Raw genomic sequence first — 12,781 nt, 5'->3', positions numbered from 1 at the left:
TTTCACTTGTTGAAAATAACCGGTTTTGCAGGAGAAATTGGAAAGAAACACGCAGAGAGTAGAAGGAGATGAGGAAAAACATTCACCACGCAGCATGACATGCATGCTTGGCGTAGTGAAGTGGTAGGCAGGTTATTGAAAAACCGTAGTCTGGGATCAGTGATTCCATAATTCTTGGATCAACCCTCTGACCCGAACCTTGGAAGCACCAGCAACCAGGCTGATAATACGGTTAGCGCTCAACGTTGAGACATCGGTATTCCATTCATCAAAAGAGTGATCGGCATAACTGTCGTTGAACACCTTTTTTATCGAGGATTCAGCTTCAGACATCTCACTGAAACTCTTAGCGTTTATTAAGCACTGAGCAATGATTGAGACTTTTTTCATGTTTTATCCTTGATTATCGGTCGCATAGTGTAGCACAATTACTCCTTCTCTGCTCATATGCTGCTTAAATTGTTTTCAATTTACGCTAATGGATTGATAAAGCTATAGATTTATGAATTTCTTCTCCGCAGACTCTCACTCCAATTCAGCTTAATTTTAATACTTTCTCGCATCAAGATTTGGCCTATTCACGACCAATATGCTTTAAAAAGGCCTCTCGCGTCACAATATTGCAACATAATCTTCATTAGTTATTCATTTATTGTGCACTTTTTATTCAATTAGCGTGCTATAGTGTAATTGCTTTGTCATGACCAAAAGTTTTCCCCTGTCGGTAACCGAGGTGTCAAATGATCAGCAATTTCTTTCTCTATTCACTTTTTATTATTTATATCACTGCCGCTGTTGTTGATGGATCACTCCCACTACTTGATCTGATGTAACCCACCGATAACTGACCCAACTGATATAATTCTCGCCGTCATCTCACCCAGCCATACTATCGGTCATACCATTGTTCTCGTGATATACGATACCAACAGTGCTCACTTAATGGGCTATCTGAGTTGACATTGGGATGTGGAAAACTTCCCGGTACTCGCGCCATACCGATTCGTTTCATGACCGCTTGTGAGCGTAAATTGATTAACGCCGTAAATGAGACTATCTCCGCCAGCTTCAATTGTTCAAAACCAACTGCTAATGCCGCAAATGCTGCCTCTGTTGCTAAACCTTGCCCCCAGAATGAATAAGCCAGACGCCAACCTATCTCGACACAAGGTGAAAACGGTAATTTAGCCGTGGGGATATGTAATCCCAATGCCCCCACAAATTGCCCTGTCGCTTTAAGCTCAACAGCCCACAACCCCCATCCTCGCTGCGCAATCAATTGCTGACAACGATCAGCCATTGCATCACTTTCCGAGCGGGTTAGCGTTGTCGGGAAGAATTCCATCACTCGCTTATCAGCATTCAACGCAGCAAAAGGGGCCCTGTCAGAAAGACACCATTGCCGCAGACACAGACGTGCAGTATCAATTTCAATCACATTCTTCATGGGAGATTAATTTTGTGACAATATGCGCCATTGCTGCACTGACGGTCGCTGCCATTGATAGCTCGCATACTTGCGCAGGTATTCCGGCAGTGCATCACCATTGAGTGCAAGTCGGTTAAGCATCAGCGCCAAATCGGTATCGGCAATACACCATTCGCTAAAGAGATATTTTCTTCCATCGGCCAGCATGCGCTCCAGCCCAGAAATAAGCTTATTCGCTGACTGTTGACCACTGTCTGATAGCGGGGGGAATTTCAATCCGGCAAAAACGACTTCAGTAGGACGTTCTGTACGAATGGGCATAAAATCACTACGTAACCAAGCCTGAATTTCGCGGGCCTTAGCACGCTCTTGCCTGTCTTGTGGATAAATTCGTGCGTATTCCGGTGAAGAGAAGCGATCTTCTAAATATTCGGAAATTGCCGAGGATTCAGATAATTGAAAATCATTAATCACCAATGTCGGTACTCGACGAGTCACCGAGATCTGACTAAATTCCGCCTTCATATTCTCGCCAGCAGACAGATCAATGGGGCTTAATGTGAATGGAAGTGCCTTTTCTGTCAGAGACACAAAAACAGACATCACATAAGGACTAAAAAAATCCGCATCGCTGTACAATGTTATGGTTTGATGGCTCATTGTGGCTCCGACTGATTATTATTGGCAGATTTACGTTAATCGGTTTTATGCTGGCTGAATAGCACCTTTTATAAAAAATTAATGATAGACAAATACATCTTATTTTCTCGGTTGGAAGCTGCGTTATCTTTATATCGCAGCTCCTCTCACACAACCGAGGTTGATACGTTGAAGCTTAATCTATAGATTCGGGATCATCTAAAATCGTCAACAAAATATCTGCATCAGGTGTCGTTATATGTTTCCCTTCAAGGAAACCGGCCAATTTAGCCTCTGCATTATGTTCAAACACCTCATAACCCGCGATGCGATAGCCAGGAATACCATCCTGACCACGGATATACTCATCACCATCGATATAGTATCCAACAGTGCCGCTAGCATCTTCAATCTCATAACGTTTATCAAATGGAAACTGTTTCATCACTCATCCTAAAAATCCAACATGCCTATATCATGCCAATTTATGGCTATTTTAGGAAGTCGCAGCGACACAGTACCTATCTAACGCATGCAATAAAACTCAACGCGGAAAGATAAAGATTGCCATAGTACTGATGGCAACCTTTATTACTGCTTATCTATTTAGGCGAGAAGCAGCCAGACTTGCTTGTAATTATTTCTTAAATTTTAATGAAAGCAGTGCATTCTTACCAACTTCCATATATTTATCCGCTAAAGCCTCAGTGCTATTAAATGTAGCAATAGCTAAATTCCCGTTAATTGTTGTGAGTAACATCACATTCTTAACTGTACCATCTGGAACCGGTGTATCCATGCTCAGGATATAAGCTTTACGCCCATCAACATCCTTCTCTTCCAGAGTAGGTTTAAATGCAGCGAATTGCTTTTTCATCATATTAACAACATCACCGAGCTTACCTTCAGGTATTGCATTGCTGGTATCGCTGAATGCAAAAGATACACTGCCGTTTTCAACAGAATAAGCTTCTTGCGGGGCATTAGCCTGAGGATATTTAGACGCCAACATTTCCTTAGACATTAATGTGAATTCAGCAGGCATCTCAATATAAGCCTTACCCCCAAAAACTTTTGTGCCTGTTGGCTCAGTTTCAGAACAACCGGTAAGAGCAATTACCATCGCAAATAATAAAAAAATACTTTTCTTTAACAAGATAGATACCCCAGAATAAAATTTAGTATATATGTCTTAACGTATTCGCCAGACACTGGTTTGATAGTGATTTATTGCTTATAAATTATATCCAACTATATTCTTTTTAGTCCATTTAGATCATCCAAGATATATCCTAATTAACTATTACTCTTCATAAAGTATTAAATTAATAATTTCATTTATTTTCAATGATAAAGAAAACTCAATTAGTGATTACACGGAATAAATATCATTCACACGTTTTATGCTCTGCACACGTGAAATTAAATACAGTTGCGGTAAACTATGCTGCCTAAATAAGGAGATAGGATGAGCAGCGAAATTTTTATTGCAGTCTTAGGGGCGGCACTGCTGCATGCCAGCTGGAATGCATTAGTCAAATTCGGTAGTGATCGTTTGGTGGCTATTTCATTGATGGCCATATTCTCTGGTGTCATTTCATTTTTTGGTGTTTTTTTTGTTGGCATTCCCTCCCTCAGTGCACTCCCATGGTTACTGCTCTCTGTTGCTTTTCATACTGGTTATTGCCTATTTCTGAGCAAAGCTTACGAACAAGCCGAATTTGGTCAAATCTATCCCATTGCCCGTGGCGTAGCACCGCTATTAAGTGCGCTACTCTCGTGGTTAATTTTGTCAGAAATTCCACGAGCAATGGCCTTATTGGGTGCAGTCATTCTGGTTTCAGGGGTTATTATGATGACATTTGATGGTCGCCATGGCCCTAAAAAGCTTGATTTAAAATCGATAGTTTATGCCCTTATTACTGCGACATTTACTGCCTGTTATACACTTTCCGATGGTGCAGGGAGCCGTGCCAGCATTGAACCCCTCAGCTATATTCTTTGGCTATTTATGTGTAATGGTATAGCCATGTTTGCCCTGCTTTGGGTAATGCATCGTAATAGGGTTTTTCGTGAAATCCAACAACATTGGCGTCAGGGGATTATCGGTGGAGCAATGCAGTTACTTGCATACGGTATTGTCATCTGGGCAATGAAGAGCACCCCCATCGCGTTAGTCGCTGCGCTACGCGAGACTAGCGTACTGTTCGCCATGGTTATTTCTATCTGGATGCTAAAAGAGAAACCCTCAGCATTACGTCTTATCGCCAGCGCCATTATCATGATCGGTGTTGTCATTACAAAATTTGGTTAACACTCAACTAGATAATGGATTCCACTATTGCTTAGATAAAAAACGAGACAACATTCTTTGTGATAAATAAGCTATACTCATATAAATCCTATAAATAAGGAGAATATATGCTCATAGGATTTGTTTTATTGGTAAGTACCTGCGGAATGGATGCTTGCGAGGCCCTGCCCGTAACTGATGATATCTATGCAACACGCCATGAATGTATGGCTGTCGCGGCGCGTCTTCATGAAAGAAGACCTGACGTCGTATTACTTTGTGGTGAAGTCTACCGTGATAAATCTTACTGATATCTTTAGGATTTTATTGCTCTAATTTAACATCCTCATTCCTCCGTTATCTAACTCATCTTGCAGTGAATGATAAACATGTCTCCAACCCAGTATATTTTTTCTAATCCCCCACTCTCACGCGGACTGTATTCTTTATTGTGTAAACAATATGTTATGAATAAAAATTATGACTTTCAGGACAATGAAGCGCAAAGTAATGCTACGCTTTAATAAAGTGTCCATGATGACTGGTTTGCAAATAAATGATAGCCATCAAACTTGAGTTATAGCCTCATTACTCTCATAAGTTACCCACCCTATTGTTGTTTGGAGCGTGGCAATGAATCCTCCTATATATGGCCTTTGAACGTACATAAAAAATAACGTAAATAGCGGTCGTTTCTTTTATAGAGGGGATGTCAAAATGACCCAATTTGATGCCTATGGCACACTCGTTGCTGCAAGTCTGGTTCTATTGCTTGGGAGGCAATGTGTTCAGCACATTCCTTTATTGCAAAAATATGCAATTCCAGACCCTATCGCTGGCGGTCTATTAGTTGCATTAATTCTTCTTCTTATTCATCAGACAACAGGTTGGGAAGCCAGTTTTGATTCATCATTACGTGATCCCTTAATGCTAACCTTCTTTGCTTCTATTGGACTTAACGCAAATTTGGCCAGTTTAAGAGCTGGGGGCAAAGTCTTAGTTAAATTTATCATCATCGTTATTGGTTTATTGTTATTACAAAATACGGTTGGTATCGGCATGGCTAAAATGTTGGGGCTGGAACCGTTAATGGGATTACTGGTAGGGACGATTACATTATCGGGTGGGCATGGTACTGGCGCCGCCTGGAGCAGTGTATTTGTTGATAATTATGGTTTAATAAATGCCACTGAAGTCGCCATGGCATGTGCCACATTCGGCTTGGTATTAGGGGGATTGATAGCCGGCCCTGTCGCTCTTTATTTGATTAAACATTCAGCGACCCCCAATGGTAGACCAGAGGATACCTTGCAACCAACAACATTCGAAAAACCTCAATCTGGACGAATGATCACCGCACTGGTCTTAATTGAAACCATCGCTATGATTACTATTTGTTTGATGATCGGGGGTTATATTAAGAAATGGCTTGCAGGATCGGTATTTGAATTACCCATCTTTGTTTATGTCCTGTTTGTTGGGGTTATTCTTAGCAATATACTCACCTATACTGGGTTTTATCAGGTTTTTGACCGCGCGGTGTCTATCGTGGGTAACGTGAGTCTTTCTCTTTTCCTCGCAATCGCTTTGATGAGTTTAAAACTGTGGGAGTTAGCATCTTTAGCCTTACCTATGCTGGCTATTTTATTGGTACAAACCCTGCTAATGGCCTTGTACGCAATATTTGTCACTTATCGGGTAATGGGGAAAAATTATGATGCCGCTGTTCTTGCTGCTGGGCATTGTGGTTTAGGGCTAGGAGCAACACCCACCGCAATTGCCAATATGCAGGCAATAACAGATCGTTTCGGGCCATCCCATATTGCATTTTTAATTGTTCCGATGGTCGGCGCTTTCTTCTTGGATATAGCCAATGCTATCGTGATCAAGTTGTCTTTATTATTACCGATGTTTACTCAATTAGGTTAACTCAGTGTTTCGGCAAATGATGAAAAAACAGGGTGTCCATAAATTTACGGGCACCCTGTTTCTACGATGAACACCGCTTATATTATGAATTCTCTCTCACTAAATTAGCCAGTTTCTGCAAACCTATATCCGCCTGCTCGGCAGTAGCATGACTAAAATTAAGCCGTAGCTGGCCACATCCAGTTGAAGAATGAGGGAAGAATGGCTCACCCGGCATAAACGCAATATTACTTTCAAGTGCTTTCGGTAATAGCTCGCGAGTATCTATGCAGCGATTTAGCTTCAACCAGAAAAATAATCCCCCTGCTGGTTTATCCCAAGACGCAAGAGAACCGAAATACCGTTGTAAGGATATTTCGAAGGAATCACGGCGTTTTTTGTAATAAGCCGCCAATGCACCCATCTGATTGGAGTAATTAGGATCACCTAGTTGCTGTAATACCAGCCATTGGCTGATTCGGCTACTATGCAAATCCGCAGCCTGTTTTAATCGTGTCAAGTAAGGAATTAACTCAGGCGAAGCGACCAAATAGCCTAGTCGAAATCCTGGAGATAAGCTTTTGGAAAATGATCCCTGATAAATCCATGATGCGTGCTGGAGTAAGGCACATACCGGCTTTCTCTCGCAAGGATCATAAACCAAGTCACTGTAAGGATCGTCTTCAAAAAGAGGTAGCATCAGCTCATCACATACTTTCGCTAAAGTTGTACGCTGATTAAGACTGAGGCAATGACCACTTGGGTTCTGAAATGTGGGAATACTGTAGGCAAAAGCGGGCTTTTCTATTTTAAGTTTATTTATATCAGGTTGAGCCGAATCATAGGCAACAAACTGCGCTCCAAAAAAACGGAACACTTGTAATGCGGCCAAATAAGTGGGTGACTCCACTGCAACAGGTGTTCCTGCATCGATAAACAACTTGGCGACCAGATCAATCCCTTGTTGTGAACCTGAAATAATCAGTACTTGTTCCTGACTGCAAGATAAACCACGCCCACACAAATTCTGTGCAATTCGCTCGCGTAGTTCACTCTCCCCTTCACTGGCTCCGTATTGCAACATCGATTGAGGCATTCCCTCAAGATGGAGATGCGGGAAACTTTCTATTGCAGGTAGTCCACCAGCAAATGAAATCATGCCAGGTCTATCAATAACAGAGAGAATTTCCCGTATAGGTGATGGGTGAAGATCGTGCAGCCGTGAGGAAAATCGATTATTCTGGCTTACTACAGTCTTATTCATGGCAGTCCTTCCATAAAGGTCAACCTATTTGACCTTTATGGAAAATAAAATGGACTCCCAGTTACGTCAATACTATTGACCTAATTATTTTTTATTTGTGATAAAAATCCGATGGCAACCACTAAGAAATATCCACAACAGGAAGACCTATCACTTCATCAAGCTATCGAACAATTCTATTTTGGTTACCGTTCCTTTACCGAACTGCCCGATAAATTATTGGCAGAACAGGGATTAGGACGGGTTCATCACCGTATTTTGTACTTTGTTGGGCAAAATCCTGATATTGCCATCAATGCACTATTGGGAATTTTGAAAATCAGCAAGCAAGCGCTCAATGGTCCCTTAAAGCAATTGGTTAAAATGGGGCTAATTACGGTCACAACGGCTGAACATGATCAACGTGTGCGGCAACTATCGCTCTCCCCAGCGGGTAAAAAACTGGAGTCACAATTAACAAATACCCAAATGCAGCAACTGCGACAGGTATTCCAGAAGCTGGGGAAAGAAACGCAAATGGCCTGGATGCAAGTGATGCTTCACTTGAATAACGATCCCGCCGAGTAAACATTCTGTAGCCGATGATATTTGTACCAGTAATGTACTGGTAGATACTTTTGAGTATGTTCACTGTGTTACTTATCGTTATATAATTACAAATATAACGATAAGGAGGACACTATGGACAATCACTTTGGCAAGGGGCTGATGGCCGGATTAAAAGCTGAATATACAAAACCCGCAACTGAGATTGCTAAATTCTGTTCCGACTATAAACGTGGCTTTGTGTTGGGGTATGCCTACCATCTCGCAGAAAGCACAGGGGATGAAAATCAAGCGGCATACCAAGCCGGTCTTCTTTGTCGTGAATATGGTCTGGATAAAGCATTAACGAGCGAATTCTTTTCAGGTGGAGAGAGTCGGCTTACTGTAAAATTTTTCAGCGCAGGTTATGACCAAAACCTGCATGACTAGGATTATCATCTTATATTGATCTATTTATGCACCGCCGCATCTTCAGGGCGGTATATTCATTGTTGCTCGTTGTGCACTTTATAGACATGATTAGAATAAAGGACGACAGCAGCGCCAATCAGCATCGCGACTACCACCAGAGGAATCTTATCTTCTTCCGTTCCCCCAATCCCACCCGCAGTCAGGAAGTACCAACCGGCAAAAATAGATTTCCCAATCTTCTTTTCAGTACTTTGCTGTTTAATACAAATGCTACGTACTGCCCAAGCGCCTAAAATTAATCCCAACAGCGCCAATACTGTTCCCATCGCCCTATCTCCTAAACGTTATAATCTATCGCCAGCATTGGAAATAACACAACGATGAGAGTTTATCTATATTAAAGTGAATTATCTGCATGAAATATCAATAGAATACCCCCTCAGGTTTTTTCCTGAGAGGGTATTATTAATAATAATTGATGAGAAATACAACTTTCGCGTTTGCTTTGCCCGGTGTGACCGTTGTGCTAGTTTGAATATAGCGTGCTGACAAGGGGACATTGATGGTAGTACTGCCATCTTTAGGGAGTGATAAGGATTTTTCTTGCGATAAATCAAACAACACTGATGGAGGGGTTCCCCACCCAATTTGTATTCCCACACCTGATGCCGCATCTGGAAGCGACGAATCCAACCCAATGATCCCATTGGTGGAATCAATAATGCTAGTCACGGGCGTTAAACGTACACCAATACTATTATTGGTTGAATTAGCCACACTCCCTTGTCCGGTACTGTAATCAAACATTAATGTGTTATTTGCAGCGTTGTAAAAACCGTAGAACGTGGGGCAATTAGTCAATTTAATCGAAGAATCTATCCAAGGTGTGGTCGAGTTTATTCCAGTGAAATATTGGCTTTTTTCAAATTTACCCAAATAGACATCCACATCGGGTGTGGTACAGGTTTGTGTCGAGATATTCAACTGTCCCTGAAACTGAATGGTATAAACCTTGATAGGCAGCCCTGCTGTCGCAGCATGAGATATCGGGTTGGTGATAGAAATGCTGGCGGTCGGGAGGCTGGATGCATTCAGTGTATAGTTCCCCGGTGCAATCGTGCCCGTTTTAATCAATGTGACATAAAGGGTTCGAGTCCCCAGAGGGGGTTCATAGGAACCTCCGGTCACCAAATTTTCGGTGTCGTTAGGATGCTGATAATTGGGTTGGCCCAAAATGGCGGCATCGCTGTTATTGTTACGAGATATGGCAATACCAATTCCGGGGATATTGGTTTGATATACCGCTCCTCCGAAGGGGCTACCAGCCCAACTGGAAAGCGGTAAAGGTGCACTTTCAATGCTCCAGGCAATGTTGTACCACATAGAGGTATCCACCGGAGACAGGCAGATCATGACTGCTGTGCCAGTAGAAGGCGTCACCCATCGGCCTTGATAGATAACGGTCCCCACAGGAATATCCGCCCCCGCAGAAATATTGGCAGGAGACAATTGAACCGTATCAGTGCGGGGAAGTCCGGGGCCAACAGAACATACCACTGCTGCCCAAGCACTGTAACTCATGGCAGCCAACAGTAGCGCCCCCACTATTTGAGTCATTCTTTTTATTAATAATTTCATATGATGTTCTCCAGCATGGCAGCGGAATTTGATTTATAGCTGCCCTTGAGGCACACACGTCGAGGTAAACTGCATCATTCCAGTGATTTTTGTATTCGGCTGTTGTGGTGGCAAAATGTAGCTGAGATAGCATTGTTGCCCTGCCCCCTCACCCCAATTCACTTGCAAACGCCCGCGCTCTTCACTGACTCGCGCATAAATCTGCCCGCCTTGTCCGACAGAACCCACAACATGGCCTTTCATATCCAACACATCCGCGCCAAACGGCACTGGCTCACCATCAGACTGCGTGGCATTGACCAATATTGGATAGCCTGTCGTACTGTTATATTTCACCATCACCACCGCGCCCGCATGGGGTGCAACTTTCTGGCTGGTCGACTCCAGTTCAACGTCATAAGAAGTGCCTTTGGGGTCGATAGTAATTTCATTCATTTGATACGCATTCAGATACGGCACCACCGCATAGCCCCGTGAGTCTATTTTTACTCCAGAGTAAGACGATACTTCAGCGCCCTCAGCACCTTTCGCTTCCACCACGGCAAAAGTTTCACTGCTATATGGCGTTAACGTAACCCCGCCGGGGTGAGCAATTACGCTGCCGGAAATACCGACGGAGCCACTCTGGTAACTACTCCCACCGCCATAAGATGCCATGCTGGTAGCTCTAGCCCCTCGATATTGACCATTTACACTGCCACTGGCACCCGAACCACCGTTACTGTTCATGGCTGTCGCACCATAGCTGAACTGGCTTTGTTCACCGGCACTGCCTGAAACTGTCGCCTGCTCACCCCAACTCCCCTCACCATTACGGTTCATTTCCAGACGCATCTGCGGCACATTCCGCTGATCATTACGCCCTAATGGGAAGCTCATACTAACCAGATAGGTATTCTGCATATCCCCCATGCCGGTGCGGCTACGGTTAATACTGAGTCCATAGGTCATGCTTTTATAGCTGTTGCTGTAACCCATCTGATACTGTTGGTCACTGCCATCTTTATTCCAATAATCCTGTACTGAACCACTGATATACATCTGGCCCCAGCCTTCCGGTAATCCCTGAGCCGCAGTCACAGTTAGGCGATTTTTAGCCCGATAAATGCGGTCTGCATCGTAGCCTTGACGTTCAGCATCCATCGTTTGCATCGCCGTGGAAAAATCCAGATAACCCTGAGTCGCAAAGCGGTGCGCCGCAATACTCAGATTACTGTTGGTTTCAGTGACAACCTTGCTGTAACTGACCTGATAACTCTGGCCACTTTCTGTTCCTTCCCGCAGATGGGTATTGGCTTGTGTTACATCAAAGGCGACTGCGCCAATTGGGGTACTAAACGCCGTCCCTAGTTGAAGGGCATAATAGTCATCACTGGCTTGTACGCCGGTATAACCGGTAAAACGGTTATTTAAACCACGTTGATAAGTTCCTTGATAAAATCCTGGGGTAAAAGACAACGAATCGTTGCGGACTTTACCGGCGGTCAAGCTGTAGCGCTGCGAACCGGGACGAAGTAACTGCGCCACCGCCGCAAAAGGCACCTGAAAATTCTGCGTGCTACCATCGGCTTCACGCACAGTCACATCCAGATTGCCGCCATAGCCGGTTGGATAGAGGTCATCAATAATAAATTCGCCCGGAGAGACGGTGGTTTCATATAACACTTGTCCACTCTGGCGGATGGTCACCAGTGCATTGGTTCGCGCAATGCCGCGAACTTCTGGCGCATAACCGCGCAAAGACTCCGGCAACATGCGGTCATCAGTACTAAATTGCACACCGGTAAATGGCACCGTGTCAAATAACTGCCCGGGTGTATTGGACTCCCCCAACAGAACACGCCCTTGCGCCGCCGGAATATCCCGTTGCACATAACTGTTAATGCTGGTGTACTCACTCTCGCCATTTTCTTGCCAGTTATACGACCCATTATGACGAAAATACCATGCGCCCAAATTCAGCCCGGCATTAACTCCCGCAAAAGCTGAGTTAAACCGCTGCCCGTTTGATGAACTGCTATAACCATTGAGTGAATAACCCAACATCCCTGAAGTCACGCCGCTGTCCCACAATGCAGGGCTTACCGTGCCGCGTGCGGTGCGCAATAACAGCGCCTGCGGAATAACAATATTCAGATGTTGTTCACCACTATCAAAGGTCACTGAGGCATCAGGGATCAGTGTTTGAAGGTCAACACAACCCCCCTCTTTTTTCAGTGGTGCCAATGATGTTGATGGCAACGCTTCTGGCTTGAGATTAAGACTGGCAATAAGGGATGAAGATAAACAGGCATAGGTACTTTTATCATCATGGGCCTTAAATTCCACATTCTCATTACCAATAAGCGTATTGTTTAAATAAATATCGGCACGGTATACCCCTGGCAGGACGTTGTTACCGGTCGAAAAACGGCTTAAATCAACGCCTGCACCACTATGGGCAGTATTGAGAAATGCACTATCAAATTCAGCAACTTGTGATTTATTAGCATTAGGGGTGACTTTAGTTTCAGTTTCTTCAGGATTATCGGCAGCAAAAACCACAGGCGACAAAAACGCTAAAATAAGCGCCACCGCCAAAGGAGACAAAAAATAAACATGATCTGGCAGATCCGCAGAAGAAAGCATTGCAGAACGTTTCATTATTCATTTA

Annotated in this window: 14 protein-coding genes; 5 read left to right on the top strand and 9 right to left on the bottom strand. The window is 43.7% G+C overall.

Annotated features, from left to right (window positions below; translation table 11 throughout):
- Positions 1-156: 156 nt before the first annotated feature.
- From ACIOG0_RS09745 to ACIOG0_RS09725, 5 genes are all read right to left on the bottom strand, one after another.
- Entirely contained in the window at positions 157-390 is a 234-nt protein-coding gene (locus tag ACIOG0_RS09745; protein ID WP_005272441.1) for a hypothetical protein, read from the bottom strand.
- Between the two features lie 499 nt (positions 391-889).
- Positions 890-1,447: a GNAT family N-acetyltransferase gene (locus ACIOG0_RS09740; protein WP_050097464.1), complete on the bottom strand. Its 558-nt coding sequence runs from the start codon at positions 1,445-1,447 to the stop codon at positions 890-892.
- Between the two features lie 6 nt (positions 1,448-1,453).
- Complete coding sequence (gene yfcF / locus ACIOG0_RS09735; RefSeq protein ID WP_050139618.1) at positions 1,454-2,089, bottom strand: glutathione transferase; 636 nt, start codon at positions 2,087-2,089, stop codon at positions 1,454-1,456.
- A gap of 175 nt (positions 2,090-2,264) precedes the next feature.
- The gene (locus tag ACIOG0_RS09730) at positions 2,265-2,513 is read right to left on the bottom strand and encodes a hypothetical protein (RefSeq protein ID WP_050097460.1); all 249 of its coding nucleotides are present in this window, start codon (positions 2,511-2,513) and stop codon (positions 2,265-2,267) included.
- 192 nt (positions 2,514-2,705) lie between these two features.
- Complete coding sequence (locus tag ACIOG0_RS09725) at positions 2,706-3,224, bottom strand: hypothetical protein (RefSeq protein WP_128450818.1); 519 nt, start codon at positions 3,222-3,224, stop codon at positions 2,706-2,708.
- 312 nt (positions 3,225-3,536) lie between these two features.
- Here ACIOG0_RS09725 and ACIOG0_RS09720 point away from each other — a divergent pair, with 312 nt between their 5' ends.
- From ACIOG0_RS09720 to gltS, 3 genes are all read left to right on the top strand, one after another.
- Positions 3,537-4,382, top strand: coding sequence for a DMT family transporter (locus ACIOG0_RS09720; protein WP_128450819.1), 846 nt, complete (start codon positions 3,537-3,539; stop codon positions 4,380-4,382).
- 107 nt (positions 4,383-4,489) lie between these two features.
- The gene (locus ACIOG0_RS09715; protein WP_050097455.1) at positions 4,490-4,672 is read left to right on the top strand and encodes a hypothetical protein; all 183 of its coding nucleotides are present in this window, start codon (positions 4,490-4,492) and stop codon (positions 4,670-4,672) included.
- Positions 4,673-5,078: 406 nt separating this feature from the next.
- Positions 5,079-6,290, top strand: a complete 1,212-nt coding sequence (gene gltS, locus ACIOG0_RS09710) for a sodium/glutamate symporter (RefSeq protein ID WP_050097453.1) — start codon at positions 5,079-5,081, stop codon at positions 6,288-6,290.
- Positions 6,291-6,372: 82 nt separating this feature from the next.
- On the opposite strand, the gene ACIOG0_RS09705 is transcribed toward gltS, so the two are convergent.
- Positions 6,373-7,428, bottom strand: coding sequence for a PLP-dependent aminotransferase family protein (locus ACIOG0_RS09705; protein ID WP_404705046.1), 1,056 nt, complete (start codon positions 7,426-7,428; stop codon positions 6,373-6,375).
- 216 nt (positions 7,429-7,644) lie between these two features.
- Between ACIOG0_RS09705 and ACIOG0_RS09700 the strand changes: the two genes are divergently transcribed.
- Complete coding sequence (locus tag ACIOG0_RS09700) at positions 7,645-8,100, top strand: MarR family winged helix-turn-helix transcriptional regulator (RefSeq protein WP_128450821.1); 456 nt, start codon at positions 7,645-7,647, stop codon at positions 8,098-8,100.
- A 114-nt stretch (positions 8,101-8,214) separates the two neighbouring features.
- Positions 8,215-8,508 carry a DUF2623 family protein gene (locus tag ACIOG0_RS09695; RefSeq protein WP_050097447.1) on the top strand — a complete coding sequence of 98 codons (294 nt, stop codon included), beginning with the start codon at positions 8,215-8,217 and terminating at the stop codon, positions 8,506-8,508.
- 56 nt (positions 8,509-8,564) lie between these two features.
- Here the strand turns inward: ACIOG0_RS09695 and ACIOG0_RS09690 are convergent, their stop codons facing one another.
- The 3 genes from ACIOG0_RS09690 to ACIOG0_RS09680 all read right to left on the bottom strand — a co-directional run bounded on the left by ACIOG0_RS09690 (position 8,565) and on the right by ACIOG0_RS09680 (position 12,771).
- Entirely contained in the window at positions 8,565-8,816 is a 252-nt protein-coding gene (locus ACIOG0_RS09690; protein ID WP_164908297.1) for a hypothetical protein, read from the bottom strand.
- A gap of 139 nt (positions 8,817-8,955) precedes the next feature.
- Positions 8,956-10,128 (bottom strand): fimbrial protein, encoded by a 1,173-nt coding sequence (locus tag ACIOG0_RS09685; RefSeq protein WP_050097443.1) that lies wholly within the window; start codon positions 10,126-10,128, stop codon positions 8,956-8,958.
- Positions 10,129-10,161: 33 nt separating this feature from the next.
- A complete protein-coding gene (locus tag ACIOG0_RS09680) occupies positions 10,162-12,771 on the bottom strand; it encodes a fimbria/pilus outer membrane usher protein (protein WP_050139623.1) in 2,610 nt (869 codons plus the stop codon).
- Between the last annotated feature and the right edge of the window lie 10 nt (positions 12,772-12,781).

It is taken from the genome of Yersinia vastinensis (genome assembly GCF_044905075.1).
Taxonomy (GTDB): Bacteria; Pseudomonadota; Gammaproteobacteria; order Enterobacterales; family Enterobacteriaceae; genus Yersinia; species Yersinia vastinensis.
Note: the sequence above shows the minus strand (reverse complement) of the source record. Positions and strands in the feature narration are given on the sequence as shown.

What these genes read in the sequence shown, in the direction of transcription:
- ACIOG0_RS09745 (WP_005272441.1), bottom strand. Translation starts at nt 390, where the DNA reads ATGAAAAAAGTCTCAATCATTGCTCAGTGCTTAATAAACGCTAAGAGT.
- ACIOG0_RS09740 (WP_050097464.1), bottom strand. Translation starts at nt 1,447, where the DNA reads ATGAAGAATGTGATTGAAATTGATACTGCACGTCTGTGTCTGCGGCAA.
- yfcF (WP_050139618.1), bottom strand. Translation starts at nt 2,089, where the DNA reads ATGAGCCATCAAACCATAACATTGTACAGCGATGCGGATTTTTTTAGT.
- ACIOG0_RS09730 (WP_050097460.1), bottom strand. Translation starts at nt 2,513, where the DNA reads ATGAAACAGTTTCCATTTGATAAACGTTATGAGATTGAAGATGCTAGC.
- ACIOG0_RS09720 (WP_128450819.1), top strand. Translation starts at nt 3,537, where the DNA reads ATGAGCAGCGAAATTTTTATTGCAGTCTTAGGGGCGGCACTGCTGCAT.
- ACIOG0_RS09715 (WP_050097455.1), top strand. Translation starts at nt 4,490, where the DNA reads ATGCTCATAGGATTTGTTTTATTGGTAAGTACCTGCGGAATGGATGCT.
- gltS (WP_050097453.1), top strand. Translation starts at nt 5,079, where the DNA reads ATGACCCAATTTGATGCCTATGGCACACTCGTTGCTGCAAGTCTGGTT.
- ACIOG0_RS09705 (WP_404705046.1), bottom strand. Translation starts at nt 7,428, where the DNA reads ATGATTTCATTTGCTGGTGGACTACCTGCAATAGAAAGTTTCCCGCAT.
- ACIOG0_RS09700 (WP_128450821.1), top strand. Translation starts at nt 7,645, where the DNA reads ATGGCAACCACTAAGAAATATCCACAACAGGAAGACCTATCACTTCAT.
- ACIOG0_RS09695 (WP_050097447.1), top strand. Translation starts at nt 8,215, where the DNA reads ATGGACAATCACTTTGGCAAGGGGCTGATGGCCGGATTAAAAGCTGAA.
- ACIOG0_RS09690 (WP_164908297.1), bottom strand. Translation starts at nt 8,816, where the DNA reads ATGGGAACAGTATTGGCGCTGTTGGGATTAATTTTAGGCGCTTGGGCA.
- ACIOG0_RS09685 (WP_050097443.1), bottom strand. Translation starts at nt 10,128, where the DNA reads ATGAAATTATTAATAAAAAGAATGACTCAAATAGTGGGGGCGCTACTG.
- ACIOG0_RS09680 (WP_050139623.1), bottom strand. Translation starts at nt 12,771, where the DNA reads ATGAAACGTTCTGCAATGCTTTCTTCTGCGGATCTGCCAGATCATGTT.